Here is a 25,443-nt window from a genome sequence, read left to right on the forward strand (position 1 = left end):
GCGCTCCGCACGCATTACAGCACTTTATGCGGGCCGAAGCATTCGTAGTGGATGCGCTCGGCCTCTACCCCCATCTCCAGCAGCTGTTTGCCCACGAACTGCATGAAGGCCACCGGGCCGCAGAAGTAATAGTGCATCTGCGGATCGGCCAGGCTGCCTTGCAGCGCGCTCAAATCCATCAATCCGCGGCTGTGGTAGTCGCGGCCTTCCACGTCATCGGCACCCGGCTCGCGGTACCACACATGGCGACTCAGATTCGGCATGCGCCCGGCAATATCCGCCACTTCATCGGCAAAGGCGTGCACGCTGCCGTTTTCCGCCGCGTGCAGCCAGTGGACCTGCGCCTGATGTTGGCTGTCGTGCAGGGTGTTGAGCATGCCGAGCATTGGGGTTTGGCCAACGCCGGCGGAGATCAGCGCCACCGGCGTAGTCGGCGTCACGTCGAGGAAGAAGTCGCCGTGCGGCGGGGCGATGTAGATCACGTCGCCTTCCTGCGCCTGCTGGTGCAGGTAGTTGGACACTTTGCCCTGATCTTCACGCTTCACCGCGATGCGGTAGAACTCGCCGTTCGGCGAGGTGGTCAGCGAGTACTGGCGAATTTCCTGATGCTCCAGGCTGTCGTGCTTGATGTAAACCGCCAGGTATTGCCCCGGTTTGAAGTCCGCCACCCGGCCGCCGTCCACCGGTGCCAGCACGAAGCTGCAGATCACGTCGCTCTGCGGCTGTTTCTTCAGGATGCGGAATGCGCGCAGATCGCGCCAGCCGCCGTTGTCGGTTTCGCTCTGCTGATAAATCTGCTCTTCACGCTGGATAAATACGTTGGCCAGCACGCCGTAGGCTTTGCCCCAGGCGTCCAAGACTTCCTGGCCCGGGCTGAACATTTCGTCCAGCGTCGCCAGCAGGTGGCCGCCGACGATGTTGTACTGCTCCGGCTGGATATTGAAGCTGGTGTGCTTCTGCGCGATGCGCTCCACCGCCGGCAGCAGCGCCGCCAGGTTCTCGATGTTGGCGGCATAGGCGCAGATGGCGTCGAACAGCGCCTGACGCTGATCGCCGTTGCGCTGATTGCTCATATTGAAAATGTCTTTCAATTCCGGGTTGTGGGCGAACATGCGATCGTAAAAGTGGGCGGTCAGCTTCGGCCCGGTTGCTGCCAGCAGGGGGATGGTGGATTTCACGGTGGCGATGGTTTGGCTATCCAGCATGGGAGCGCTCCTTGGGTTGGGATCTTGACGAGAATTCTAATGATGTATTTTAAATGCATCTTATTGGGTTCCACGCCGCTTGTAAATACCCTTGTTTTCGTTGCGGTGTTCTTCCGGCGTCGATCGCGCTCACAGAACATGAAAAAAGCGCATTGTTCGCATGAGGAAATGTCCGTTGATAAACGGCAGCGTTTCGCGGATCAAAGCCTTGCGCCGCCTTATGCCAATCGTTTGCGTAAAAACCTCTGTCAAGACCTATCTTCGGTAGGGCGAAACGGTTTACACTGTGGCCCAGACCCCAAACGGGTAGTTATTTGGTGATTTTTTAGTTAGCTGATTTAAGTCAGGAGATGCCGGATGTTAAAGCGTGAAATGAACATTGCCGATTACGATGCGGAACTGTGGCGTGCCATGGAGCAGGAAGTGGTGCGTCAGGAAGAGCACATCGAGCTGATCGCGTCGGAGAACTACACCAGCCCGCGCGTAATGCAGGCTCAGGGTTCCCAGCTGACCAACAAATACGCTGAAGGCTATCCGGGCAAGCGTTACTACGGCGGCTGCGAATACGTGGATATCGTTGAGCAGCTGGCTATCGACCGCGCCAAAGAATTGTTCGGCGCCGATTACGCCAACGTGCAGCCGCACTCCGGCTCCCAGGCTAACTTCGCCGTGTACACCGCGCTGCTGCAGCCGGGCGACACCATTCTGGGCATGAACCTGGCGCACGGCGGCCACCTGACCCACGGTTCCCCGGTTAACCTGTCCGGCAAACTGTATAACGTGGTGCCTTACGGCATCGACGACAAAGGTCAAATCGACTATGACGATCTGGCCAAACAGGCGCAAACCCACAAGCCGAAAATGATCATCGGCGGCTTCTCCGCCTACTCTGGCGTGGTTGACTGGGCCAAAATGCGCGAAATCGCCGACAGCATCGGCGCTTACCTGTTCGTCGACATGGCGCACGTGGCCGGCCTGATCGCCGCCGGCGTGTACCCGAACCCGGTGCCGCACGCGCACATCGTCACCACCACCACCCACAAAACCCTGGCGGGCCCGCGCGGCGGCCTGATCCTGGCGAAGGGCGGCGACGAAGAGCTGTACAAGAAGCTGAACTCCGCCGTGTTCCCTGGCGGCCAGGGCGGCCCGCTGATGCACGTGATCGCCGGCAAGGCGGTGGCGCTGAAAGAAGCGATGGAGCCTGAGTTCAAGGTTTACCAGCAGCAAGTGGCGGTCAACGCCAAGGCGATGGTGGAAGTGTTCCTGCAGCGCGGCTACAAAGTGGTCTCCGGCGGCACCCATAACCACCTGTTCCTGCTGGATCTGGTCGACAAAAACCTGACCGGTAAAGAAGCTGACGCCGCCCTGGGCCGCGCCAACATCACCGTCAACAAAAACAGCGTGCCGAACGATCCGAAGAGCCCGTTCGTTACCTCCGGCGTGCGTATCGGCACCCCGGCCGTCACCCGTCGCGGCTTCAAAGAAGCCGACGTGCGCGAACTGGCCGGTTGGATCTGTGATGTGTTGGACAACATCAACGATGAAGCCACCATCGAACGCACCAAGAAGAAAGTGCTGGATATCTGCGCCCGCCTGCCGGTTTACGCCTAATCCCGCTTTCGCCTGACAAAACCCGCTGCGGCGGGTTTTTTTATGGCCGCTTGCGGCAAACTGTGAGCTGCCTGGCACTCTAACGCATTGAAGTGGAATGAGGATTGCGGGCCGGTGTGAGCTCTGTCAAAGTATTGCCCTCACACCGGAGGGATCATGGTTCTGCAATCCACGCGTTGGCTCGCGCTCAGTTATTTCACCTACTTTTTTTCCTACGGCATTTTCTTACCGTTCTGGGGCGTGTGGCTGAAAGGCGAGGGCATCGCGCCCGAAACCATCGGCATATTGCTCGGCGCCGGTTTGGTGGCCCGCTTCCTCGGCAGTTTACTGATTGCTCCCCGCGTTAAAGATCCCTCTCATCTGGTCGCCGCCCTGCGCCTGCTGGCGCTGCTGACCCTGGCTTTCGCGGTTGGCTTCTGTTTCGGCAACGGTTGGGGCTGGCTGATGCTGGTGATAGCGGGGTTCAACCTGTTCTTCTCGCCGCTGGTGCCGCTGACCGACGCGCTGGCCGCCACCTGGCAAAAGCAGATCCGTATGGACTACGGCCGGGTGCGGCTGTGGGGCTCGCTGGCGTTCGTCATCGGCTCGGCGCTGACCGGGCAACTGGTGGCGGTGTGGGGCCATAACGCCATTCTCTACAGCCTGATCCTCAGCGTGCTGGCGATGCTGCTGGGCATGCTGCTGAAGCCGAGCGTGATGCCGCAGGGCGAAGCGCGCACGCACGGCGGGGCCGAGCGTTCGCTGTTGGCGCTGCTGAAAGAGGGGCCGGTGTGGCGCTTCCTGCTGTGCGTCACGCTGCTGCAGGGCGCGCACGCCGGCTACTACAGCTTCGGCTCCATTTACTGGCAGGAGGCGGGCTATTCGGCCTCGACCATCGGTTATCTGTGGTCGCTGGGCGTGGTGGCGGAAGTGATTATTTTCGCCAGCAGCAACGTGCTGTTCCGCCGCTGGAATGCGCGCAACCTGCTGCTGCTTTCCGCCTGTTGCGGCGTGTTGCGCTGGAGCCTGATGGCCTACAGCACCGAGCTGGGTTGGCTGCTGCTGATCCAAATCCTGCACTGCGGCACCTTCACCGTCTGCCATCTGGCGGCGATGCGCTTTATCGCCGCGCGCCAGGGGCAAGAGGTGATCCAACTGCAGGCGGTGTATTCGGCGCTGGCGATGGGCGGCGGCATCGCCGTCATGACGGTCATTGCCGGGTTCCTGTTCGAACATTGGCAGGGCGGGGTGTTCTGGGTGATGGCGGCGGTCGCGGTGCCGGCCTTGTTCATCCGGCCGCCGGCGGTCAGCGTCAGCCGGTGATTAAGGGGCTTCCAGCAGCGCGCGGATGGCCTGGCGCTGGCGGTTTTCCAGCGGCAGTTCGGTATAGATCAGCGGCGGGTGCGGAGCGCTGTGCACCGCCGCGTAGGGGGTGATCACCAGCGTGACGCCCTGCGGCGCTCCGCCGCACAGATAGTCGCTCAGCGGCAGATATTTGATGTTCAGCGGCAGCAGCGTGAGCTCGCGGATCTGATATTCTACCTCCTCTTCCAGCTGCGGGTTGTCCAGCGTCAGCAACAGCACCTGTTTTTCCTGCAGCGCGTTGTCCTGCATCAGCCAGGCGCCGAAGCTGATGGCCACCAGGCCCGCCTCCTCGTTGGAAAAATGCACGCCGTACTCCTGTTCCAGCGGTTTCAGCGCTTCCTGCGTGGTGCGCATCAGCCGCGGGTATTTGCGCACCACGTCTTCCAGCAGCATATTGTCGATGCCGATGGCGAAACGGCAGCGCTCCAGCGCCGGCGCCAGGTGGGCGAACAGCTGGCTGACCAGCTCCGCCTTGTTGCTGAAGGCCATGTCGGAAAGCTGCTGGAAACGCTCGACCATGCTGTCGATCGCCGTCATCAACCGCTGCTCTTGCGCCGAGTCATTGCTGTGGTAGCTGTGATTTTTCAACAGGGTGAAGGTCAGCGCCAAAAAATCGCGCTCGTCTGTCTGCGGCGGCTGGTTAAACAGCCGGTTGCAGGCCTGATGCAGCCAGGCGGCGGCTTGCTGCTCCGGTTTTTGCCGCAGCCAGTCGCGTTGAACGGCGTCGAAACGCGGATGCTGCTGCAGGCGATTTTGCCAGGCGCAGTAGAGCAGGTAATGCTGCAGAAATTGGCGGTCGCGCGCGTCGAAGTGGCGGTTAAGCAGCGGCCCGCAGGCGTCGATCGCCTCCGCCAGCGCAGACGTGGGGACGGCATCGGCCGCCAGCGCTTGCCTCAGGCGCGGGGCGAAGTCGCTTTCGACAAACAGCGGGCTGCAGCGCAGCGCCCGCCGCAGCCAATGGATCAGGCACAGGCGTTGGTCAAGCGCGCTGCCCCGCAGTTGGTAGCCATGGTCGGGATCGACGGCGATCTCCAGGTGATGGAAACGCTGGATTTCACTGGCTACCTCGGCTATATCTTGCCGGGTTATCGGGGGGGCGACGCCGTTGATTCGGCTTAGGGTCTCCAGCTGTAACTCGGGCTCCGGCGTGTACAGCATCAGCAGCAGATGGCAGCGCCGTTGTTGTCCGGAGAGCGCGGGCACGGGAGAGGTGTCCAGGCTCATTATCACCTTCCGGCATAAAAGGTTGCGATTATGCCTAAGCATAGCAAAAGGCTTTGCAACGTCAGGATGACAGCGCGGCTTTTACTTCGGCTTACAACTTTCGTCACAAATATCGCCGGGAGAGGCGGGCCGTTCGGCAGTTATTTGTGTTACGTTATAACAAATGCAGGTAAGACAGGATAATGATGAAGTTACGTCGTCTTTTGGCTGCTTTCGGCGCCGTGTTCAGCGCGGGTGCGATCGCGCATCCACACAGCTTTATCGACATGAACACCACCTTTGTCGCCAAGGACCAGCGGCTGGTCGGCCTGAAAATGGTGTGGGTGATGGATGAAATCACCTCGGCGGATCTGCTCTACGATGCGAAAAACGCCAAGAGCGATTCGGAAGTATGGAAAAAGCTGGCGGCGGAAGTGATGGCCAATGTGCTGGGGCAGCACTATTTCACCGATCTTTACCGCGACGGCAAGCCGGTGAAATACCTGAACTTGCCCAGCGAATATCACCTGTCGCGCCAGGGCAACCAGGCGGTGCTGGAGTTCGTGCTGCCGTTGGCCGAACCGCAGCCGCTGGCGGGCAAGCCGTTCGAACTTTCTACTTACGATCCGACTTATTTCGTGGATATGACCTATAAAGATCAAAATGCGCTGCATTTGCCGCCGGAGATGGCGCAGCAGTGCAGCTACAAGCTGATGACGCCGCAGCCGAATGCGTCGCTGCAGGCCTATGCGCTGTCGCTCGACAAGAACGACTCGCCCGGTGAAGACCTGGCGCTGGGGCAGCAGTTCGCCCAGCGGGTGACGCTGCAATGTCGCTGAATCTCTCGCAACCGACGACGAGCCGGCGCCACTGGGCCTTCGGCCTGTGGCCGCTGCTGCCGTTTACGCTGGCGCTGGCGGCCGCCGCGCTGCTGGCGTGGTACTATTGGCCGCAGCTGCTGATGCAGAGCGTGGTATGGCAAAAAGCGCTGCACCAGCAGATGGCGGGGCTATTGCAGCAGGTGAAGGCCGCGCCGCAGCAGGCCGGGCTGGCGCTGATGCTGTTCAGCCTCGGCTATGGCGTCTTGCATGCGCTCGGCCCCGGCCACGGCAAAGTGGTGATCGCCACCTATCTGGCCACCCATCCGGCGCGGCTGAAAAGCAGCCTGAAGCTGACCTTCGCCGCTTCGCTGGTGCAGGGCGGGGTGGCGATCGCGCTGGTCACGTTGATGCTGGTGGTGTTACAGCTCTCTTCGCGCCAGCTGCATCAAAGCAGTTTCTGGCTGGAGAAGGGCAGCTTTATCCTGGTGATGCTGCTTGGCGTGCTGCTGAGTTGGCGCGCGCTGAAACGCCTGTTTGCGGCGATCAAGGCGATGCGCCCGGCGCCGGCGCTGCGCATCAACAGCCTGACGCCGCTGGCGGCGGATCATGTGCACAGCGCCAATTGCGGCTGCGGCCACCGGCATCTGCCGAGCGACAGCGAGCTGCAGGCGGGAAGCGATTGGCGCACTCAGGCCGCCATCGTGCTGGCGATGGGCATGCGTCCCTGTTCGGGAGCGATTTTGGTGTTGCTGTTTTCCAAGGTGATCGGCGTGTTCGGCTGGGGAGTGATCTCCGCGCTGGCGATGGCGTTCGGCACCTCGTTGACCATCTCCATGCTGGCGCTGTTGGTGCATTACAGCCGCCGGCTGGCGGTGCGCCTCAGTCGTTCGCGCGCGCCCGCCGCCTGGAGCGCGGTGGCCTGGGGGGCGCTGGCGCTGGCCGGCGGTCTGATCCTGTTGGCCGCCGGGCTGTTGCTCTACGTCAGCGCGCAGCCGGAATTCGGCGGCGGCATCCGCCCCTTCTCCCGCTAACGGGCATAAAAAAAGCGCTGCATCGGCAGCGCTTTTTTTCGATTCGCTTCTGGCGATTAACGCTTCAGCGCTTCGCTCAGTTCTTCACGCATGGTGGCCAGCATGGCTTTCACCACGCGCGGGTTGCCTGCGACCACGTTGCCGGAGCTGAAGTGATTGTGGCCGCCGACGAAGTCGGTGACCAGGCCGCCGGCTTCACGCACCAGCAGTTCGCCTGCGGCGAAGTCCCACGGCTTCAGGCCGATTTCGAAGAAACCGTCCACGCGGCCGGCGGCGACATAGGCCAGATCCAGCGCAGCGGAACCGGTGCGGCGGAAGTCCGCGCACTGGGTGAACAGCTTGCCGACGATATTGATGTAAGGCGTGGCGTGCTGTTTGACTTTAAACGGGAAGCCGGTCGCCAGGATGGTGCCATCCAGATCTTTGGCGTTGGTGCCGCGCAGACGGTAACCGTTGAGCTGTGCGCCCTGGCCGCGCGTGGCGGTGAACAGTTCGTTGCGCATCGGATCGTAAACCACGGCCACTTCGGTACGGCCTTTGATGCGTACGGCGATGGAAACGGAGAAATGAGGGAAACGTTTGATGAAGTTTGCAGTGCCATCCAGTGGATCGATCACCCATTGCACATCGCGATCTTCGCCGATCAGCTCACCGCGTTCTTCGCTCACGATACTGTGTTGCGGATAAGACTTGCGGATGACGTCGATGATCAGATGCTCTGCATCGCGATCGACGTTGGTGACGAAGTCATTGGTCCCTTTCTGGCTCGCTTCTACAGCGTCCGGGGTTTCGTAGTTTTTGGCAATCAGGTTACCGGCCTTGCGCGCAGCGCGCACGGCGATAGTCAGCATCGGATGCATGGGTATCTTCCAACTAGGATGTTAAAGAACAGGAAACGGCGCGAAGTATAGCAGCTGTTCGGCAAATTGCCTACGGCTGTGTTAAGATGCTGCGATTTTCCGCCACGCTCAGAGTTTGTATGCTGCACAATATCCGCATTGTTCTGGTAGAGACTTCACATACCGGCAACATGGGCTCGACCGCCAGAGCCATGAAAACCATGGGTTTAACCAACCTTTATCTGGTTAATCCGCTGATCAAACCCGATTCTCAGGCCATCGCCCTGGCCGCCGGCGCCAGCGACGTGATCGGCAACGCCACTATCGTCGATACCCTCGATGACGCCATCGCCGGCTGCAGCCTGGTGGTGGGCACCAGCGCACGTTCTCGCACCTTGCCGTGGCCGATGCTGGAGCCGCGCGAATGCGGCGTGCGCGTGGTGCACGAGGGCGAGCATGCGCCGGTGGCGCTGGTGTTCGGCCGCGAACGCGTCGGGCTGACCAATGATGAATTGCAAAAGTGCCACTACCACGTCGCCATTCCGGCCAACCCGGACTACAGCTCGCTGAACCTGGCGATGGCGGTGCAGATCCTGGCGTACGAAGTGCGCGTGGCTTACCTCGATCGCCAACAGGCGGGCGCGCCGCAGTTGGAAGAGACGCCGTATCCGCTGGTGGACGACCTCGAGCGTTTCTATCAGCATCTGGAGCAGACGCTGCAGCGCACCGGTTTCATTCGCCCGTCGCATCCGGGCCAGGTGATGAACCGCCTGCGTCGGCTGTTCACCCGCGCGCGCCCGGAAGGGCAGGAGCTGAATATCCTGCGCGGCATGCTGACGTCGATCGAGAAACAGGATAAACATCAAGGTAATTAATTGATGTGGCATAACGGTGGGTGACAATAGTATTAGTTATCCAAAGGTTATAACATGTATTTTATATACCTTTGTTCTTGCTAAGTTCAAAACGTGCTAATACTTGAGTTAATTACTGGGTTAAATAGTTGACTGTTTTACTCAGGAATGTCAGACTTTCGGCCATATTTGACCAACAGGTAACCATTGAGCTATGAGACTGACATCCAAAGGCCGTTATGCCGTAACCGCTATGCTCGACGTAGCGCTGCATTCCCAGGAAGGGCCGGTGCCACTGGCGGACATTTCCGAACGCCAGGGTATTTCGCTCTCTTATCTGGAACAATTATTCTCCCGTCTGCGCAAGAATGGCCTGGTGGCCAGCGTGCGTGGCCCGGGCGGTGGTTATCTGCTGGGTAAAGACGCGGGTGAGATCGCCGTTGGCGCTGTCATCACTGCCGTCGATGAATCGGTAGATGCAACCCGTTGCCAGGGCAAAGAAGGCTGTCAGGGCGGCGATCGCTGCTTGACCCACGCCCTGTGGCGCGATCTGAGCGAGCGCATCAGCGGGTTCCTGAACAACATTACGCTGGCAGAACTGGTCAACAACCAGGAAGTGCTGGTGGTGGCGGATCGTCAAAACAACGATACGCGCCGCACGGCCAACGGCCGTCCGCAAGAAACTATCAACGTTAATCTGCGCGCATAAGCAGCTGGCGAAATTATTTTAGTTTTTGGAAGTGATGTACGGAGCACAAGAGCAATGAAATTACCGATTTATCTGGATTACTCAGCAACGACGCCGGTTGACCCGCGCGTTGCTGAGAAGATGATGCAGTTTTTGACCCTGGACGGCACTTTCGGCAACCCGGCTTCCCGTTCCCACCGTTTCGGTTGGCAGGCGGAAGAGGCGGTAGACATCGCCCGTAACCAAATCGCCGAACTGGTGGGCGCCGACCCGCGCGAAATCGTCTTCACCTCCGGGGCGACCGAATCCGACAACCTGGCGATCAAAGGCGCTGCCAATTTCTACCAGAAAAAAGGCAAGCACATCATCACCAGCAAAACCGAACACAAAGCCGTGCTCGACACCTGCCGTCAGCTGGAGCGCGAAGGGTTTGAAGTCACCTACCTGGCGCCGCAGAGCAACGGTATCATCAGCCTGCAGGATCTCGAAGCGGCGCTGCGCGATGACACCATCCTGGTCTCCATCATGCACGTCAACAACGAAATCGGCGTGGTGCAGGACATCGAAGCGATCGGCGAAATGTGCCGTGCGCGCGGTATCATCTACCACGTTGACGCCACCCAGAGCGTGGGCAAACTGCCTATCGATCTGAGCAAGCTGAAAGTCGACCTGATGTCGTTCTCCGGCCACAAAATCTATGGCCCGAAAGGCATCGGCGCGCTGTACGTGCGTCGCAAGCCGCGCATCCGCATCGAAGCGCAGGTACACGGCGGCGGTCACGAGCGCGGCATGCGTTCCGGCACCCTGCCTGTCCACCAGATCGTCGGCATGGGCGAAGCTTATCGCATCGCCAAAGAAGAGATGACCGAAGAGATGGCGCGTCTGCGCACCCTGCGTGACCGTTTGTGGAACGGCGTGAAAGATATGGAAGAAGTGTATCTGAACGGCGATCTGGAGCACGGCGCACCGAACATCCTGAACGTCAGCTTCAACTACGTTGAAGGCGAGTCGCTGATCATGGCGCTGAAAGACCTGGCCGTTTCTTCCGGTTCAGCCTGTACCTCCGCCAGCCTCGAGCCGTCCTACGTGCTGCGCGCGCTGGGCATGAGCGATGAATTGGCGCACAGCTCGATCCGTTTCTCCCTGGGGCGTTTCACCACGGAAGAAGAGATCGACTACACCATTCAACTGGTGCGTAAATCCATCGGCCGTCTGCGCGATCTGTCCCCGCTGTGGGAGATGTTCAAGCAGGGCGTGGACATCAACAGCATTGAATGGGCGCATCATTAATTCTCAGGTTTCAGGAGCAAGGTCATGGCTTACAGCGAAAAAGTAATCGATCATTATGAAAACCCGCGCAACGTGGGTTCTTTCGACAACGAAGACCCTACCGTCGGCAGCGGCATGGTAGGGGCGCCGGCTTGTGGCGACGTCATGAAGCTGCAAATCAAGGTTAACGATGAAGGCATCATCGAAGACGCGCGCTTTAAAACTTACGGCTGCGGTTCCGCCATCGCCTCCAGCTCGCTGGTGACCGAATGGATGAAAGGCAAGTCGCTCGATCAGGCTGAAGCGATCAAAAACACCCAGATCGCCGAAGAGCTGGAATTGCCGCCGGTCAAAATTCACTGCTCGATCCTGGCTGAAGACGCCATCAAAGCAGCGATTGCCGACTATAAGAGCAAGCATAGCGCCAAGTAATTTGTCTGAGTCGGCCCGGCCGCGCCGGGCTTTGATGTGAAGTGTGAGGTTGTGATGTCTATTACCATGAGCGACAGCGCTGCGCAGCGTGTTCAGGCGTTTTTGACGAACCGCGGCAAGGGTCTCGGTCTGCGTCTGGGAGTGCGAACTTCCGGTTGTTCCGGGATGGCGTACGTGCTGGAATTTGTTGACGAAGCCAACGATGACGACATCGTATTTGAAGACAAAGGCATCAAGGTGATCATCGACGGCAAGAGCCTGGTCTACCTTGACGGCACCGAGCTTGATTTCGTTAAGGAAGGCCTGAACGAAGGCTTCAAGTTCAACAACCCGAACGTCTCAAGCGAGTGCGGCTGCGGCGAGAGTTTCAACGTCTGACAGTCCATCGTGCTCCCCCGTTTCGGCGGGGGAACTTCATCCGCTAACGCCCAGAGCACGCTATGGATTACTTTACTTTATTCGGGCTGCCAGTTCGCTACACCGTGGACGGCAGCCTGCTTGCGTCCCGCTTCCAGGATCTGCAGCGCCAATTTCACCCCGATCGTTTTGCCAACCAGCCGGAGCGCGAACGCCTGATGGCGTTGCAGCAGGCGGCGACCATCAACGAAGCCTACCAGGCGCTGAAGCACCCGTTAAAACGCGCGGAGTATATGCTATCTTTGCACGGCTTCGATCTGGGCAACGAACAGCATACGATGCGCGACACCGCGTTCCTGATGGAACAGCTGGAGCTGCGCGAAGAGCTCGACGCCATTGAGCGCAAGCCGGAAGCGGAAAGCCTGCTGGCCGATTTCGGCGCGCGGCTGGCCACCTCCATCAAGCAGCGCAGCGCGCTGATGCTGCAGCAGTTGGACAGTGAACAGTGGGCGGATGCCGCCGACACCGTGCGCAAGCTGCGCTTTTTGGACAAACTCCAGCAACAGGTTGAACAACTCGAAGAAAAACTGCTGGGTTTTGAGTAACACCTTCTGATTCTGATTGTGGAAGCTTCAACATGGCCTTATTACAAATTAGTGAGCCTGGCCTCAGCGCCGCGCCGCACCAGCGACGTCTGGCCGCCGGCATCGACTTAGGCACCACCAACTCGCTGGTCGCCACGGTGCGCAGCGGGCAAGCGGAAACGCTGGCCGACGATCAGGGGCGCCATTTGCTGCCTTCGGTGGTGCATTATCAGGCGGACGCGCAGCGCGTCGGCTGGGATGCGCGCCAACAGGCGGCGCAGGATCCGGCCAATACCATCAGCTCCATCAAACGCATGATGGGCCGTTCGTTGGCGGACGTGCAGCAACGTTACCCGAACCTGCCGTATCAATTTCAGGCCAGCGACAACGGCCTGCCGCTGATCGTCACCGCCGCCGGCCCGGTTAATCCGGTCGGCGTCTCCGCCGACATCCTGCGGGCTCTGTCCGCGCGCGCGCAAGCGGCGCTGGAAGGCGAGCTGGATGGCGTCGTGATCACCGTTCCCGCTTACTTCGACGACGCGCAGCGCCAGGGCACTAAAGACGCGGCGCGTCTGGCCGGCCTGCATGTCCTGCGCCTACTGAACGAACCGACCGCTGCGGCGATCGCCTACGGGCTGGATTCCGGCCAGGAAGGGGTGATCGCGGTTTACGATCTGGGCGGCGGCACCTTTGATATCTCCATTCTGCGCCTCAGCCGCGGCGTGTTCGAAGTGCTGGCCACCGGCGGCGATTCCGCGCTGGGCGGCGACGACTTCGATCATCTGTTGGCCGACTGGCTGCGTGAGCAGGCCGGCGTGGCCGATCGCAGCGATCACGGCGTGCAGCGCCAATTGCTGGATGCCGCCATCGCCGCCAAAATCGCATTAAGCGATGCCGACAGCGTGCGCGTTGAGGTGGCCGGTTGGCAGGGCGAAGTGACCCGCGCCCAGTTTGAAGCGCTGATCGCCCCGCTAGTGAAACGTACGCTGATGGCTTGCCGCCGCGCGCTGAAAGACGCCGGCGTCGCCGCCGACGAGGTGCTGGAAGCGGTGATGGTCGGCGGTTCCACTCGCGTGCCGTTGGTGCGTGAGCAAGTGGGCGCCTTCTTCGGCCGCACGCCGCTGACGTCGATCGATCCGGATAAAGTGGTCGCCATCGGCGCCGCGATCCAGGCCGACATTCTGGTGGGCAACAAGCCGGACAGCGACATGCTGCTGCTGGACGTGATCCCGCTGTCGCTGGGCCTCGAAACCATGGGCGGCTTGGTGGAGAAAGTGATCCCGCGCAACACCACCATTCCGGTGGCGCGCGCGCAGGAGTTCACCACCTTTAAAGACGGCCAGAGCGCAATGATGATCCACGTGCTGCAGGGCGAGCGCGAGCTGGTGCAGGATTGCCGTTCGTTGGCGCGTTTCACGCTGCGCGGCCTGCCGCCGCTGCCTGCCGGGGGCGCGCATATTCGCGTCACCTTCCAGGTGGATGCCGACGGCCTGTTGAGCGTCACCGCGATGGAGAAATCCACCGGCGTGGAAGCCTCGATCCAGGTCAAGCCGTCGTATGGCCTGTCGGACAGTGAAATCGCCGGCATGATCAAGGATTCGATGGCCAATGCGCAAAGCGACGTGGGCGCGCGCAAGCTGGCGGAGCAACGCGTGGAAGCTGCGCGGGTGCTGGAAAGCCTGCAGGGCGCGCTGGCCACCGACGCCGCGCTGCTGAGCGAGGCGGAAAGCCAGGCGATCGCCGCCGCGACCCAGGCGTTGCAGCAGGCGGCGCAGGGTGAAGATCCCGCCGCTATCGAAGACGCCATCAAAACATTAGATGCACAAACGCAAGATTTTGCCGCGCGCCGCATGGACGCTTCCATTCGCCGCGCGCTGGCTGGCCATTCTGTGGATGAGGTTTAACCATGCCTAAAATTGTTTTCCTGCCCCATCAAGATCTTTGCCCGGAAGGGGCGGTTCTGGAAGCCGAAAAAGGGGAGTCGATCCTCAACGTTGCGCTGCGCAACGGCATTGAAATCGAGCACGCCTGCGAGAAATCCTGCGCCTGCACCACCTGCCACTGCATCGTGCGTGAAGGCTTCGATTCGCTGGAAGAGAGCAGCGAGCTGGAAGACGACATGCTGGACAAAGCCTGGGGGCTGGAGCCGGAAAGCCGTCTGAGCTGCCAGGCGCTGGTCGCCGACGAAGATCTGGTGGTCGAAATGCCGCGTTACACCGTCAACCACGCGCGTGAGCATTAATTGTTAGCCGCGGCGCCAACCAGGAGATCATAATGGGACTGAAGTGGACCGACAGCCGTGAAATCGGCGAAGCCCTGTACGACCAATACCCGGACACCGATCCGAAAACCGTGCGTTTTACCGACATGCATCAGTGGATCTGCGATCTGGAAGAGTTCGATGACGATCCGCAGGCTTCCAACGAAAAAATACTGGAAGCGATCCTGCTGGTCTGGTTAGATGAAGCGGAGTAAATAGCGTAACGGGCTGCCATGGGCGGCCCGTTTATTTTGTATCCGACATACCCGTCGTCTTTCAAACCGCAGCGTTGTTACCTGCACGATCACACCCCAGTCACTTACCTGAGTAAGCTCCTGGGGATGAGATCGCTGGGCGCCTAGCTGCAATTTGAAATCCATAGGGTATGCAATAAAGCCCTATGAAATAATAAAGGGAACATCCGGAGTAAGAAGGCTATGACAACAGAATTCATGCAGGTCACGCTGTCGCAACAACCTGCCGACGCCCGCTGGGGCGAGAAAGCGCTGCTGAGCACCAACGGCGAAGGGATGACCATCCACCTGACCGGCGCCGACAAGCTGGGCGCGATCCAGCGCGCGGGCCGCAAAATTGACGGCCAGGGCATCAAAAACGTTAAGCTGGCCGGCGACGGTTGGGATTTGGAAAACAGCTGGGCGTTTTGGCAGGGCTACCGCGGGCCGAAAGGGCAGCGCAACGTCGAATGGGCCGAGCTGCCGGAAGCCGCGCGTCAGGAGCTGGATAAGCGCCTGAAGATCGTTGACTGGGTGCGCGACACCATCAATATGCCGGCGGAAGAGCTGGGGCCGGAGCAACTGGCGACCCGCGCCGTCGATCTGATGTGCGACGTCGGCTGCGATGCCGTCAGCTACCGCATCACCAAGGGCGAAGATCTGCGCGAGCAGAACTATGCCGGCATCCACACCGTCGGCCGCGGTTCCGAACGCCCGCCGGTGCTGCTGGCGCTGGACTTCAACCCGACCGGTAACCCGGACGCGCCGGTGTTCGCTTGCCTGGTCGGCAAGGGCATCACCTTCGATACCGGCGGTTATAGCCTGAAACAGAGCGCCTTTATGGATTCGATGAAGGCTGACATGGGCGGTGCGGCCACCATCACCGGCGCCCTGGCGCTGGCGGCGGCGCGCGGCCTGAAGCAGCGCGTGAAGCTGTACCTGTGCTGCGCCGACAACATGGTCAGCGGCAACGCCTTCAAACTGGGTGACATCATTCGCTACCGCAACGGCAAAACCGTTGAGGTGATGAACACCGATGCGGAAGGGCGCCTGGTGCTGGCCGACGGCCTGATCGACGCTTCTGAGCAGAATCCGCAGCTGATTATCGACTGCGCCACCCTGACCGGCGCGGCCAAAACCGCGGTGGGCAACGACTACCACGCCCTGTTCAGCTTCGACGATGCGCTGGCGCAGGAACTGCTGAGCAGCGCCGCCGCCGAGCAAGAGCCATTCTGGCGTCTGCCGTTGGCCGAGTTCCACCGCAGCCAGCTGCCGTCCAACTTCGCCGAGCTGAACAACGTGGCCGGCCCGGCCTACACCGCCGGCGCCAGCACCGCGGCGGCCTTCCTGTCGCACTTCGTCAAGAATTACCAACAGGGCTGGCTGCACATCGACTGCTCCGCCACCTACCGCAAAGGCGCGGTGGATCAGTGGTCGGCCGGCGCGACCGGGCTGGGCGTGCGTACCCTGGCCAATCTGCTGCTGAGCAAAGCCAAATAATTGAACGCCCGCCGCGTCGGGCGCTAGAATGCGCATTATCTTCGGGGCCCAGCATGCTGGGCCTCGCTATTTGATCCTGGAGTTTGCCATGAGTGCCCATCATCACGATGCCGCCCCGAGCGAGAACGAACTTGAACGCCTGCTGAAGCTGGCGGTGACGGAGCCGGCCCACCGCCCGGCGTTCTTCCGTGAACTGCTCGATGCCACGGTGTTGATCCTCGGCGACAGCGAGCAGGTGCAGCAGGACGGCGACATTACGCTGAACGCGGATACGCCGGTTAATATCCAGCATTGGGAAAAGCAAGACGGCGGCAGCATCATTCCGTTCTTCACCTCGCTGGACGCGTTGCAGAAGGCCGTTGAGGACGAACAGCCGTTCATCGCCATGCCGGCTCGGGTGCTGTTTGAAATCACCCAGGGCGCGGATCTGTTCCTCAACCCGAAGGCGGAATACGGCAAAGAGTTCTACCCGGAAGAGGTGGCGATGCTGCTGGCGACCGGCGGCGTCGTCAAACCGGTGGAGCATTACGTCGACAAAGAGACCCAAATCCTGTTGGGGCAGCCCGAAGAGTACCCGTCGGCGATGGTGGATGCGCTGACCACGCTGTTCAGCCAGCGCAAACCGGTGCGCCGCGCGTTTCTGGCGCTGATGCACGATCAGGCGGCGGACGAGAAGCCGAATCTGCTGATCGGGCTGGAAGTGGACGCCGAGCCGGCGGAGATCGAGGCGTTGATCAACGAGGCCGGCAGCGTCGCCAGCGAAACGGCGCCGAATGACGAACCGGTCGATTTCTGCCTGGTGTCGGAGAAAGAGCGCGGCATCAGCCACTACCTGATCGCCCATACGCAGCCGTTTTATCAGCGCCGCTGGGGCAGCTGGCTGCGCAATTTGATTCCGTCCACCGACAAAACCCAGTAACGCGGCGCGTTGTCGGAAATGCCGCAGGAAGATCATATTTTTTTAATGAAATGTTGATTTTCCCGTAGGCAAGCGTTAACGGCGCACATATAATCTGCGCCACTTGAGAAGGCCGGCAACATTGCAGACCGGCCTGTTTTGGAAGTCATACAGAGGCCATCATGACCGTAGAACGTACCTTTTCCATCGTTAAACCAAACGCTGTAGCCAACAACGACATCGGCGCTATCTACGCGCGTTTCGAGCGCGCCGGTTTCAAAATCATCGCCGCTAAAATGCTGCGTCTGACTCGCGAGCAAGCTGAAGGCTTCTACGCTGAGCACAAAGGCCGCCCATTCTTCGACGGTCTGGTAGAGTTCATGACCTCCGGCCCAATCATGGTGCAGGTTCTGGAATCTGAAAACGCCGTGCAGCGCAACCGCGACATCATGGGCGCAACCAACCCGGACAACGCACTGGCCGGCACCCTGCGCGCCGACTACGCGGACAGCTTCACCGCTAACGCCGTTCACGGTTCCGACTCCGTTGAATCCGCACAGCGTGAAATCGCTTACTTCTTCAACGAAAGCGAAATCTGCGCACGTTAATCGTGCCGTTGCTGATAGCCAGGCATTCACCGGCTGAAACAATAAAAATGCCCTGAATGCCTTTCAGCCATAGAAACCCGCTACTAAAATTTGTACAATGCCGCGCCCCTGATAAGACGACTTGTCAGGGGCGTGTTTTTAGTGCCGCCACCCGAATCATGCGGGCTGAAATGCACAACTTACTGTCCATTCTTTAGCGCCATAACGTGTAATAACGAGGCCAGAGATCATTATGTTAGAACCCATCACGTCCGAGCACACCGTGTCTGAAAATAATTCGCTGATTACCCCCTCCGTTAACGTGGAGCAACCGGCTGCGGCCAAAATCAACCTGCTGGATCTGAACCGCCAGCAAATGCGCGAGTTCTTCGCCGAAATGGGCGAAAAACCGTTCCGCGCCGATCAGGTGATGAAGTGGATTTACCACTACTGCTGCGACGATTTCGAGCAGATGACCGACATCAACAAAGTCCTGCGCGGCAAGCTGCAGCGCGTGGCGGAAATCCGCGCGCCGGAAGTGGCGGAAGAACAGCGTTCGGCCGACGGCACCATCAAGTGGGCGATCAAGGTGGGCGATCAGCAGGTCGAAACCGTATACATCCCGGAAGCCGACCGCGCGACGCTGTGCGTCTCCTCGCAGGTAGGCTGCGCGCTGGAGTGCAAATTCTGTTCGACGGCGCAGCAGGGCTTCAACCGCAACCTGCGCGTGTCGGAAATCATCGGCCAGGTGTGGCGCGCGGCGAAGATCATCGGCGCGCTGAAGGTGACCGGCCAACGCCCGATCACCAACGTGGTGATGATGGGCATGGGCGAGCCGCTGCTCAACCTGAACAACGTGGTGCCGGCGATGGAAATCATGCTGGACGACTTCGGCTTTGGCCTGTCCAAACGCCGCGTGACTCTATCTACCTCTGGCGTGGTGCCGGCGCTGGACAAGCTGGGCGACATGATCGACGTGGCGCTGGCTATTTCGCTGCACGCGCCGAATGACACCATCCGTGATGAGATCGTGCCGATCAACCGCAAGTACAACATCGAAACCTTCCTGTCCGCGGTGCGTCGCTACCTGGAGAAATCCAACGCCAACCAGGGCCGCGTCACCGTCGAGTATGTGATGCTGGATCATATCAACGACAGCACCGACGACGCGCATCAGCTGGCGGAAGTGCTGAAAGACACGCCGTGCAAGATCAACCTGATCCCATGGAACCCGTTCCCGGGCGCTCCGTACGGCCGCAGCTCCAACAGCCGGGTGGATCGTTTCTCCAAGGTGTTGATGGAATACGGCTTTACGACTATTGTTCGTAAAACCCGCGGTGATGATATCGACGCCGCCTGCGGGCAACTGGCGGGTGAAGTGATCGACCGTACCAAGCGTACCCTGAAAAAGAAAATGGCCGGGGAACCTATCAACGTACGGGCGGTCTGAATCCTATAGCACCATTTTTTTGTTATCTAACAGCCTGTTATGTGAAATATTCACGCTAATGGGCGTTAGCTGGCGGCCGATAAGGAAATGAATGCGGGCATGAAGCTGAAACTGTGGGGTGTGTGGCTGGCGGCCGGGCTGTTGGCCGGGTGTTCCGGTTCAGCGCCGGAAAAGGAAGCGCAAGTCTCTGAGGCGGGCCAGACGCGGTTGCAGCTGGGCCTGGAGTACCTGCAGCAAGGCGACATGGACGCCGCGCGCCAGAACCTGGAAAAGGCGCTGGACGCGGCCCCGCAGGATTACCGCACGCAGTTGGGCATGGCGCTCTACGCGCAGCGGAACGGTGAAAACGCCGCGGCCGAACAGCGTTATCGGCAAGCGCTCAAACTTGCGCCGGGCAATGGCACCGTCTTGAATAATTACGGTGCGTTTCTTTGCGGTTTAGGGCAGTATGTACCGGCGCAACAGCAGTTTAGCGCTGCGGCGCTGGCGCCCGATTATGGCCAGGTCGCCGACAGCCTGGAAAACGCAGGTTACTGTTTTCTCAAGGCCGGACAAAATGATGAAGCGCGCACGCTGTTGAGCCGCGCGCTGAAAGTCGATCCGGACAAAGGCGCTCCGCTGCTGGCGGAGGCCGAAAAGCAATTTGGAGAAGGGAAGCGCGCCCAGTCGCAACTTTTATTGGATGTTTATCAGCATGTTCTGCCGGCCAGCGCCAGCAGCTTATGGTTACAGATTCGTTTCGCCGCGTTAGCCGGCCGCCAGGATAGCGTTCAACGCTATGGCAAGCAGCTAGCGCGAAGTTTTCCACAATCCAAACAGTACCAGCAGTTCTTAGCTAATGAATACTGAAGCCTCCCAAGATAAAACCGTATCCATGACGACGGGCCAGCGCCTGCGTCAGGCCCGTGAGCAACTCGGGCTGAGCCAACAGACCGTTGCAGAACGCCTGTGTCTCAAAATGTCCACCGTGCGCGATATCGAGGAAGACAGCGTGTCCGCTGACCTCGCGTCCACCTTCGTGCGCGGCTACATCCGTTCCTACGCCAAGCTGGTGCATCTGCCGGAAGACGAACTGCTGCCGATGTTGGCCAAGCAGGCGCCGTTGAAGATGGCGAAAGTGGCGCCGATGCAAAGTTTCTCGCTGGGCAAGCGTCGCAAGAAACGCGACGGCTGGCTGATGAGCTTCACCTGGCTTATCGTGTTCGTGGTGATCGGCCTGACCGGCGCCTGGTGGTGGCAAAACCACAAGGCGCAGCAGGAAGAGATCGCCACCATGGCCGATCAATCCTCGGCGCAGCTTTCACAGAATAACGAAGGGCAGTCCGTGCCGCTGACCGACGGCAATGCCGACGCCGGCACCAACGTGCCGTTGACCGACAACAGCGCCGCGCCGGCCGATACCGGCGCAGCGGCTCAGGCGCCGGCGGCGACCGCCCAGGTGCCGAGCGCGGCTCAGCAGCAGCCTGCCGTGGTGTCGCCAAGCCAGACCACCCTGCCGGAAACCGCGCCGGCGGCGCAAGCGCCGTTGCCGACCGCCGATGCGGGCGTGGCTGCGCCAGCGGCCGATCCGAACGCGCTGGTGATGGATTTCTCCGCCGACTGCTGGCTGCAGGTGACCGACGCGAGCGGTAAAACGCTGTTCAGCGGCACCCAGAAGCAAGGCGGCAAGCTGAACCTGACCGGCACTGCGCCGTATAAACTGACCATCGGCGCGCCGGCGGCAGTTCAGATCCAGTATCAGGGTAAACCGGTTGATTTAAGCCGGTTCGTTAAGTCAAACCGTGTTGCTCGCCTGACCGTCGCCGCGCAGTAATCGCGCGGCACCGGTCGTGATGTCAGAGCAGCAATGGAGAGTAAGTAATGCATAACCAAGCGCCCATCAACCGTCGAAAATCTACACGCATTTACGTCGGCAAGGTGCCTATTGGTGATGGCGCGCCGATTGCCGTGCAGTCGATGACCAACACCCGTACCACCGATGTTGAAGCAACGGTTAATCAGATCAAAGCGCTGGAGCGCGTGGGCGTCGACATCGTCCGCGTTTCGGTTCCTACCATGGACGCCGCCGAGGCGTTCAAACTGATCAAGCAGCAGGTCAACGTGCCGCTGGTCGCCGATATCCACTTCGATTATCGCATCGCGCTGCAGGTGGCCGAATATGGCGTAGACTGCCTGCGCATCAACCCGGGCAACATCGGCAACGAATCGCGCATTCGATCGGTGGTGGACTGCGCCCGCGACAAGAACATCCCGATTCGCATCGGCGTCAACGGCGGCTCGCTGGAGAAAGACCTGCAGGAAAAGTACGGCGAACCTACGCCGGAAGCGCTGCTGGAATCCGCCATGCGCCATGTGGACATCCTCGATCGCCTCAACTTCGACCAGTTTAAGGTCAGCGTCAAGGCGTCGGACGTGTTCCTGGCGGTGCAATCCTACCGCTTGCTGGCGTCGCGCATCGATCAGCCGCTGCACCTGGGCATCACCGAAGCCGGCGGCGCGCGCAGCGGGTCGGTCAAATCGGCCATCGGCCTGGGCATGCTGCTGTCTGAAGGCATCGGCGACACCCTGCGCATCTCGCTGGCGGCGGATCCGGTCGAAGAGGTGAAGGTCGGTTTCGACATTCTGAAGTCGCTGCGCATCCGCGCGCGCGGCATCAACTTCATCGCCTGCCCGACCTGTTCGCGTCAGGAGTTCGACGTGATCGGCACGGTGAACGCGCTGGAGCAGCGCCTGGAAGACATCATCACGCCGATGGACGTTTCGATCATCGGCTGCGTGGTGAACGGCCCGGGCGAAGCGCTGGTGTCCACCATGGGCGTAACCGGCGGCCACAAGAAGAGCGGCTTCTATGAAGACGGCGTGCGCCAGAAAGAGCGTTTCGACAACGAACAGATGATCGACCAGCTGGAAGCGAAAATTCGCGCCAAGGCCGCGATGATGGACGAAAGCAACCGCATCACGGTCAATCTGCTGGAAAAATAAGCGTTATCGCTACACGGCGGGCCTGTTGGCCCGCTTGTTTATGCACCTGAAGGGCGGAAAACCGCATCCGCGTTGAATACCGGGCGGCAAAGTCCCTATAATCGGGTTCATTTTTACAGACAACGGACAGAGAACTCACGTGGCAAAGAACATTCAAGCCATTCGCGGCATGAACGACTACCTGCCGGAAGAAACGGCATTATGGCAGCGTATTGAAGGCACCCTCAAGCAGGTGCTGGGCGGCTACGGTTACAGCGAAATCCGGTTGCCGATTGTAGAGCAGACCCCGTTATTCAAACGCGCGATCGGCGAAGTGACCGACGTCGTGGAAAAAGAGATGTATACCTTCGAAGACCGCAACGGCGAAAGCCTGACGCTGCGTCCGGAAGGGACGGCTGGCTGCGTGCGCGCCGGCATCGAACATGGTCTGCTGTACAATCAGGAACAGCGTCTGTGGTACATCGGCCCGATGTTCCGCTACGAGCGCCCGCAGAAGGGGCGTTACCGTCAGTTCCATCAGCTGGGCGCGGAAGTGTTCGGCCTGCAAGGCCCGGATATCGACGCAGAGCTGATCCTGCTGACCGCCCGCTGGTGGAAAGCGCTGGGCATCGCCGAGCACGTCAAGCTGGAGCTGAACTCCATCGGCTCGCTGGAGGCGCGCGCCAACTACCGCGACGCGCTGGTGGCGTTCCTGGAGCAGCACGTCGAGGTGCTGGACGAAGACTGTAAACGCCGCATGTATAGCAACCCGCTGCGCGTGCTGGACTCCAAGAATCCTGAGGTGCAGGCGCTGCTGAACGACGCGCCGCGCCTGTCCGAGTACCTGGATGAAGAATCCCGTGCTCACTTCGCCGGTCTGTGTGAACTTTTGGCGCAGGCAGGTATCCCATATACCGTTAACGAGCGCCTGGTGCGCGGTCTGGATTACTACAACCGCACCGTGTTTGAGTGGGTGACCACCAGCCTGGGCGCGCAGGGCACCGTCTGCGCGGGCGGCCGTTACGACGGTCTGGTCGAGCAACTGGGCGGCCGCGCCACCCCGGCGGTCGGTTTCGCCATGGGCCTGGAGCGTCTGGTGCTGCTGGTGCAGGCGGTCAACCCGGAATTCAAGGCGCCGTCGGCTATCGACGTGTACGTCATCTCTTCCGGCGCGGGCACCCAGAGCGCGGCGATGCGGCTGGCTGAGCAGGTGCGCGACGCGGCGCCGCAGCTGAAGCTGATGACCAATTACGGCGGCGGCAACTTCAAGAAGCAGATCACCCGTGCGGACAAATGGGGCGCGCGCATCGCGCTGATCCTGGGTGAGAGCGAAGTGGCGGCGCAGCAGGTGGTGGTGAAAGACCTGCGCAGTGGTGAACAAGAAACGCTGGCGCAAAGCGAAGTCGCTGCGCGTCTGGCTTTGATGTTAGGTTAAGGAGAAGGACACCGTGGAAGTCTATACCACTGAAAACGAACAAGTCGACGCACTGCGTCGGTTCTTTGCCGAGAACGGCAAAGCGCTGGCGGTGGGCGTGGTGCTCGGAATTGGTGCCCTGGTTGGCTGGCGTTACTGGCAGAGCCATGAAAACTCCAACATGATGGCGGCATCGCAATCCTATCAGGAAGCCAGCGATCGTCTGGCGGCCGGCAAGCCGGATGACGTGGCTGCCGCGGAGAAATTTGTCCAGGCCAACGGCAACAGCTACGGCGTACTGGCCGCGCTGCAGTTGGCCAAGCACTTTGTCGAACAGAATGATTTCGCCAAGGCGGAACAGCAGCTGACGTTGGCGCAGGGCCAGACCAAAGACGACAACCTGTTGGCGATGATCGACCTGCGTCTGGCGCGCGTCCAGCTGCAGGAGAAAAAGCTGGATGAAGCGCTGAAAACGCTGGATGGCGTGAAAGGCGAAGGCTGGGCGGCGATGATGCAGGATGTGCGCGGCGATGTATTGCTGGCCAAGGGCGACGCCAAGGGCGCGCGCGAAGCTTACAGCAAAGGCATTGAGTCCAATGCTTCTCAGGCGCTGCAGGTTCTGCTGCGCATGAAATTGAATAACTTGTCCAGCTAAGGGGAATTCCCATGCAATTGCGTAAAACACTCTTGGTCGGACTGGTTTCCGCTGCCTTGCTGAGTGGTTGCTCGCTGTTTAACAGCGAAGAAGACGTGGTTACCATGTCGCCGTTGCCGAAAGTTGAAAATCAGTTTACGCCGAGCAAGGCGTGGAGCACCTCGGTGGGCGACGGCATCGGTGAGTATTACTCCCACCTGCGTCCGGCCTATCAGGACAGCACCATTTACGCCGCCGATCGCTTCGGCATCGTGAAAGCGATGGATGCCGACAGCGGCAACGAGAAGTGGAAGGTCAATCTCTCCGAGAAGACCGGCTTCTTCTCCAGCAACCTGTCTGCGCTGCTGTCGGGCGGCCTGACGGTCGCGGGCGACAAGGTTTACGTCGGCAGCGAAAAAGCGGTGGTTTACGCATTGAACACCGCCGATGGCGCCATCGCCTGGCAGACCAAAGTGGCCGGCGAAGCGATCTCCCGTCCGGTTGTCAGCGACGGTATGGTGTTGGTGCACACCTCCAACGGCATGCTGCAGGCGCTGAATGAAGCCGACGGCGCGGTGAAGTGGACGGTTAACCTGGACATGCCTTCGCTGTCGCTGCGCGGTGAATCCGCGCCGGCCGTCGCCTTTGGCGCCGCCATCGTCGGCGGTGACAACGGCCGCGTCAGCGCCGTGCTGATGCAGCAGGGCCAGATTATCTGGCAACAGCGCATTTCTCAGCCGAGTGGCGCGACCGAAATCGATCGCCTGAACGACGTGGACACCACGCCGGTGATCGTTGACGGCGTGGTCTACGCGCTGGGTTACAACGGCAACCTGACGGCGCTGGATCTGCGTTCCGGCCAGATCATCTGGAAACGCGAACTGGGTTCGGTGAATGATTTCATCGTCGACGCGGGCCGCATCTACCTGATCGACCAGAACGATCGCGTGGTGGCGCTCAGCACCGAAGGCGGCGTGACCGTGTGGACGCAGAGCGATCTGCTGCACCGTAATCTGACGCCGCCGGTGATGTATAATGGTTATCTGGTGACCGGTGACGCCGAAGGCTATCTGCATTGGATCAACACCACTGATGGCCGTTTTGTCGCCCAGCAGGAAGTGGACAGCTCCGGCTTCCTGTCTGCGCCGATGGTGGCCAGCGACAAGCTGGTCATCCAGGCTCGCGGCGGGAAAGTTTACGCTTTCACCCGCTAACGCCGCTCGTCGTGATCCTTCTTGCGCCCGAAAGATTTCGGGTTGCAGCCAGGC

Annotated in this window: 26 protein-coding genes; 23 read left to right on the top strand and 3 right to left on the bottom strand. The window is 60.4% G+C overall.

All coding sequences use genetic code 11. From position 1 onward, the window contains the following. Positions 1 to 14: 14 nt before the first annotated feature. Positions 15 to 1,205: an NO-inducible flavohemoprotein gene (gene hmpA / locus ACMGGK_RS04870; protein WP_420276728.1), complete on the bottom strand. Its 1,191-nt coding sequence runs from the start codon at positions 1,203 to 1,205 to the stop codon at positions 15 to 17. A gap of 357 nt (positions 1,206 to 1,562) precedes the next feature. Here hmpA and glyA point away from each other — a divergent pair, with 357 nt between their 5' ends. Both glyA and ACMGGK_RS04880 read left to right on the top strand, forming a co-directional pair. Then, entirely contained in the window at positions 1,563 to 2,816 is a 1,254-nt protein-coding gene (glyA, locus tag ACMGGK_RS04875) for a serine hydroxymethyltransferase (RefSeq protein ID WP_004941389.1), read from the top strand. Between the two features lie 156 nt (positions 2,817 to 2,972). Further along, positions 2,973 to 4,118, top strand: coding sequence for a 3-phenylpropionate MFS transporter (locus tag ACMGGK_RS04880; protein WP_049299982.1), 1,146 nt, complete (start codon positions 2,973 to 2,975; stop codon positions 4,116 to 4,118). Here the strand turns inward: ACMGGK_RS04880 and csiE are convergent, their stop codons facing one another. Beyond that, positions 4,119 to 5,384, bottom strand: a complete 1,266-nt coding sequence (csiE, locus tag ACMGGK_RS04885; protein ID WP_420276729.1) for a stationary phase inducible protein CsiE — start codon at positions 5,382 to 5,384, stop codon at positions 4,119 to 4,121. Between the two features lie 182 nt (positions 5,385 to 5,566). Between csiE and ACMGGK_RS04890 the strand changes: the two genes are divergently transcribed. Next, positions 5,567 to 6,202 carry a DUF1007 family protein gene (locus ACMGGK_RS04890; RefSeq protein ID WP_028127507.1) on the top strand — a complete coding sequence of 212 codons (636 nt, stop codon included), beginning with the start codon at positions 5,567 to 5,569 and terminating at the stop codon, positions 6,200 to 6,202. Next, complete coding sequence (locus tag ACMGGK_RS04895) at positions 6,193 to 7,215, top strand: nickel/cobalt transporter (RefSeq protein ID WP_049299980.1); 1,023 nt, start codon at positions 6,193 to 6,195, stop codon at positions 7,213 to 7,215. Before ACMGGK_RS04890 ends, ACMGGK_RS04895 begins: the two co-directional genes overlap by 10 nt. A gap of 56 nt (positions 7,216 to 7,271) precedes the next feature. Here the strand turns inward: ACMGGK_RS04895 and suhB are convergent, their stop codons facing one another. After that, a complete protein-coding gene (gene suhB / locus ACMGGK_RS04900) occupies positions 7,272 to 8,075 on the bottom strand; it encodes an inositol-1-monophosphatase (protein ID WP_004941400.1) in 804 nt (267 codons plus the stop codon). Between the two features lie 119 nt (positions 8,076 to 8,194). Between suhB and trmJ the strand changes: the two genes are divergently transcribed. From trmJ to bamB, 19 genes are all read left to right on the top strand, one after another. Beyond that, positions 8,195 to 8,929, top strand: a complete 735-nt coding sequence (gene trmJ, locus ACMGGK_RS04905; protein WP_420276730.1) for a tRNA (cytosine(32)/uridine(32)-2'-O)-methyltransferase TrmJ — start codon at positions 8,195 to 8,197, stop codon at positions 8,927 to 8,929. A gap of 193 nt (positions 8,930 to 9,122) precedes the next feature. After that, positions 9,123 to 9,617 carry a Fe-S cluster assembly transcriptional regulator IscR gene (gene iscR, locus ACMGGK_RS04910; RefSeq protein WP_004941404.1) on the top strand — a complete coding sequence of 165 codons (495 nt, stop codon included), beginning with the start codon at positions 9,123 to 9,125 and terminating at the stop codon, positions 9,615 to 9,617. A 54-nt stretch (positions 9,618 to 9,671) separates the two neighbouring features. Then, complete coding sequence (gene iscS / locus ACMGGK_RS04915; RefSeq protein WP_016929764.1) at positions 9,672 to 10,886, top strand: cysteine desulfurase; 1,215 nt, start codon at positions 9,672 to 9,674, stop codon at positions 10,884 to 10,886. Positions 10,887 to 10,910: 24 nt separating this feature from the next. Further along, a complete protein-coding gene (iscU, locus tag ACMGGK_RS04920; protein WP_004941408.1) occupies positions 10,911 to 11,297 on the top strand; it encodes a Fe-S cluster assembly scaffold IscU in 387 nt (128 codons plus the stop codon). A gap of 54 nt (positions 11,298 to 11,351) precedes the next feature. Next, positions 11,352 to 11,675, top strand: coding sequence for an iron-sulfur cluster assembly protein IscA (iscA, locus tag ACMGGK_RS04925; protein WP_004941410.1), 324 nt, complete (start codon positions 11,352 to 11,354; stop codon positions 11,673 to 11,675). 62 nt (positions 11,676 to 11,737) lie between these two features. Continuing rightward, positions 11,738 to 12,259, top strand: a complete 522-nt coding sequence (gene hscB, locus ACMGGK_RS04930; protein ID WP_043138098.1) for a co-chaperone HscB — start codon at positions 11,738 to 11,740, stop codon at positions 12,257 to 12,259. A 32-nt stretch (positions 12,260 to 12,291) separates the two neighbouring features. Beyond that, positions 12,292 to 14,142: a Fe-S protein assembly chaperone HscA gene (gene hscA / locus ACMGGK_RS04935; RefSeq protein WP_420276731.1), complete on the top strand. Its 1,851-nt coding sequence runs from the start codon at positions 12,292 to 12,294 to the stop codon at positions 14,140 to 14,142. 2 nt (positions 14,143 to 14,144) lie between these two features. Further along, complete coding sequence (fdx, locus tag ACMGGK_RS04940; protein ID WP_004941417.1) at positions 14,145 to 14,480, top strand: ISC system 2Fe-2S type ferredoxin; 336 nt, start codon at positions 14,145 to 14,147, stop codon at positions 14,478 to 14,480. Positions 14,481 to 14,512: 32 nt separating this feature from the next. After that, positions 14,513 to 14,713 (top strand): Fe-S cluster assembly protein IscX, encoded by a 201-nt coding sequence (iscX, locus tag ACMGGK_RS04945; protein WP_006327336.1) that lies wholly within the window; start codon positions 14,513 to 14,515, stop codon positions 14,711 to 14,713. 222 nt (positions 14,714 to 14,935) lie between these two features. Next, positions 14,936 to 16,231, top strand: coding sequence for an aminopeptidase PepB (pepB, locus tag ACMGGK_RS04950; protein WP_025303913.1), 1,296 nt, complete (start codon positions 14,936 to 14,938; stop codon positions 16,229 to 16,231). A gap of 88 nt (positions 16,232 to 16,319) precedes the next feature. Further along, on the top strand, positions 16,320 to 17,150 hold the full coding sequence (gene sseB / locus ACMGGK_RS04955) for an enhanced serine sensitivity protein SseB (RefSeq protein WP_049300042.1): 831 nt from the start codon (positions 16,320 to 16,322) through the stop codon (positions 17,148 to 17,150). Positions 17,151 to 17,311: 161 nt separating this feature from the next. Further along, the gene (gene ndk, locus ACMGGK_RS04960) at positions 17,312 to 17,737 is read left to right on the top strand and encodes a nucleoside-diphosphate kinase (RefSeq protein ID WP_004941424.1); all 426 of its coding nucleotides are present in this window, start codon (positions 17,312 to 17,314) and stop codon (positions 17,735 to 17,737) included. A gap of 232 nt (positions 17,738 to 17,969) precedes the next feature. After that, the gene (locus tag ACMGGK_RS04965; RefSeq protein ID WP_239442440.1) at positions 17,970 to 19,166 is read left to right on the top strand and encodes a bifunctional tRNA (adenosine(37)-C2)-methyltransferase TrmG/ribosomal RNA large subunit methyltransferase RlmN; all 1,197 of its coding nucleotides are present in this window, start codon (positions 17,970 to 17,972) and stop codon (positions 19,164 to 19,166) included. A 99-nt stretch (positions 19,167 to 19,265) separates the two neighbouring features. Beyond that, positions 19,266 to 20,015, top strand: coding sequence for a type IV pilus biogenesis/stability protein PilW (gene pilW / locus ACMGGK_RS04970; RefSeq protein WP_028127503.1), 750 nt, complete (start codon positions 19,266 to 19,268; stop codon positions 20,013 to 20,015). Beyond that, on the top strand, positions 20,005 to 20,979 hold the full coding sequence (gene rodZ, locus ACMGGK_RS04975; protein ID WP_197817792.1) for a cytoskeleton protein RodZ: 975 nt from the start codon (positions 20,005 to 20,007) through the stop codon (positions 20,977 to 20,979). The genes pilW and rodZ overlap by 11 nt, the downstream gene beginning before the upstream one ends. A 47-nt stretch (positions 20,980 to 21,026) precedes the next feature. Further along, the gene (gene ispG, locus ACMGGK_RS04980) at positions 21,027 to 22,148 is read left to right on the top strand and encodes a flavodoxin-dependent (E)-4-hydroxy-3-methylbut-2-enyl-diphosphate synthase (RefSeq protein ID WP_016929756.1); all 1,122 of its coding nucleotides are present in this window, start codon (positions 21,027 to 21,029) and stop codon (positions 22,146 to 22,148) included. Positions 22,149 to 22,287: 139 nt separating this feature from the next. After that, on the top strand, positions 22,288 to 23,562 hold the full coding sequence (gene hisS / locus ACMGGK_RS04985) for a histidine--tRNA ligase (RefSeq protein ID WP_049299977.1): 1,275 nt from the start codon (positions 22,288 to 22,290) through the stop codon (positions 23,560 to 23,562). Between the two features lie 13 nt (positions 23,563 to 23,575). Then, positions 23,576 to 24,196 carry a YfgM family protein gene (locus tag ACMGGK_RS04990; protein WP_016929754.1) on the top strand — a complete coding sequence of 207 codons (621 nt, stop codon included), beginning with the start codon at positions 23,576 to 23,578 and terminating at the stop codon, positions 24,194 to 24,196. Positions 24,197 to 24,207: 11 nt separating this feature from the next. After that, entirely contained in the window at positions 24,208 to 25,389 is a 1,182-nt protein-coding gene (gene bamB, locus ACMGGK_RS04995; RefSeq protein ID WP_016929753.1) for an outer membrane protein assembly factor BamB, read from the top strand. Positions 25,390 to 25,443: the final 54 nt, after the last annotated feature.

This window comes from Serratia sp. BNK-33-b, from assembly GCF_048684565.1.
In the GTDB taxonomy this organism is placed as follows: domain Bacteria; phylum Pseudomonadota; class Gammaproteobacteria; order Enterobacterales; family Enterobacteriaceae; genus Serratia; species Serratia marcescens.

Bases quoted from the DNA above. Each gene is read 5' to 3' on its own strand.
- hmpA (WP_420276728.1), bottom strand. From the start codon at position 1,205: ATGCTGGATAGCCAAACCATCGCCACCGTGAAATCCACCATCCCCCTG.
- glyA (WP_004941389.1), top strand. From the start codon at position 1,563: ATGTTAAAGCGTGAAATGAACATTGCCGATTACGATGCGGAACTGTGG.
- ACMGGK_RS04880 (WP_049299982.1), top strand. From the start codon at position 2,973: ATGGTTCTGCAATCCACGCGTTGGCTCGCGCTCAGTTATTTCACCTAC.
- csiE (WP_420276729.1), bottom strand. From the start codon at position 5,384: ATGAGCCTGGACACCTCTCCCGTGCCCGCGCTCTCCGGACAACAACGG.
- ACMGGK_RS04890 (WP_028127507.1), top strand. From the start codon at position 5,567: ATGATGAAGTTACGTCGTCTTTTGGCTGCTTTCGGCGCCGTGTTCAGC.
- ACMGGK_RS04895 (WP_049299980.1), top strand. From the start codon at position 6,193: ATGTCGCTGAATCTCTCGCAACCGACGACGAGCCGGCGCCACTGGGCC.
- suhB (WP_004941400.1), bottom strand. From the start codon at position 8,075: ATGCATCCGATGCTGACTATCGCCGTGCGCGCTGCGCGCAAGGCCGGT.
- trmJ (WP_420276730.1), top strand. From the start codon at position 8,195: ATGCTGCACAATATCCGCATTGTTCTGGTAGAGACTTCACATACCGGC.
- iscR (WP_004941404.1), top strand. From the start codon at position 9,123: ATGAGACTGACATCCAAAGGCCGTTATGCCGTAACCGCTATGCTCGAC.
- iscS (WP_016929764.1), top strand. From the start codon at position 9,672: ATGAAATTACCGATTTATCTGGATTACTCAGCAACGACGCCGGTTGAC.
- iscU (WP_004941408.1), top strand. From the start codon at position 10,911: ATGGCTTACAGCGAAAAAGTAATCGATCATTATGAAAACCCGCGCAAC.
- iscA (WP_004941410.1), top strand. From the start codon at position 11,352: ATGTCTATTACCATGAGCGACAGCGCTGCGCAGCGTGTTCAGGCGTTT.
- hscB (WP_043138098.1), top strand. From the start codon at position 11,738: ATGGATTACTTTACTTTATTCGGGCTGCCAGTTCGCTACACCGTGGAC.
- hscA (WP_420276731.1), top strand. From the start codon at position 12,292: ATGGCCTTATTACAAATTAGTGAGCCTGGCCTCAGCGCCGCGCCGCAC.
- fdx (WP_004941417.1), top strand. From the start codon at position 14,145: ATGCCTAAAATTGTTTTCCTGCCCCATCAAGATCTTTGCCCGGAAGGG.
- iscX (WP_006327336.1), top strand. From the start codon at position 14,513: ATGGGACTGAAGTGGACCGACAGCCGTGAAATCGGCGAAGCCCTGTAC.
- pepB (WP_025303913.1), top strand. From the start codon at position 14,936: ATGACAACAGAATTCATGCAGGTCACGCTGTCGCAACAACCTGCCGAC.
- sseB (WP_049300042.1), top strand. From the start codon at position 16,320: ATGAGTGCCCATCATCACGATGCCGCCCCGAGCGAGAACGAACTTGAA.
- ndk (WP_004941424.1), top strand. From the start codon at position 17,312: ATGACCGTAGAACGTACCTTTTCCATCGTTAAACCAAACGCTGTAGCC.
- ACMGGK_RS04965 (WP_239442440.1), top strand. From the start codon at position 17,970: ATGTTAGAACCCATCACGTCCGAGCACACCGTGTCTGAAAATAATTCG.
- pilW (WP_028127503.1), top strand. From the start codon at position 19,266: ATGAAGCTGAAACTGTGGGGTGTGTGGCTGGCGGCCGGGCTGTTGGCC.
- rodZ (WP_197817792.1), top strand. From the start codon at position 20,005: ATGAATACTGAAGCCTCCCAAGATAAAACCGTATCCATGACGACGGGC.
- ispG (WP_016929756.1), top strand. From the start codon at position 21,027: ATGCATAACCAAGCGCCCATCAACCGTCGAAAATCTACACGCATTTAC.
- bamB (WP_016929753.1), top strand. From the start codon at position 24,208: ATGCAATTGCGTAAAACACTCTTGGTCGGACTGGTTTCCGCTGCCTTG.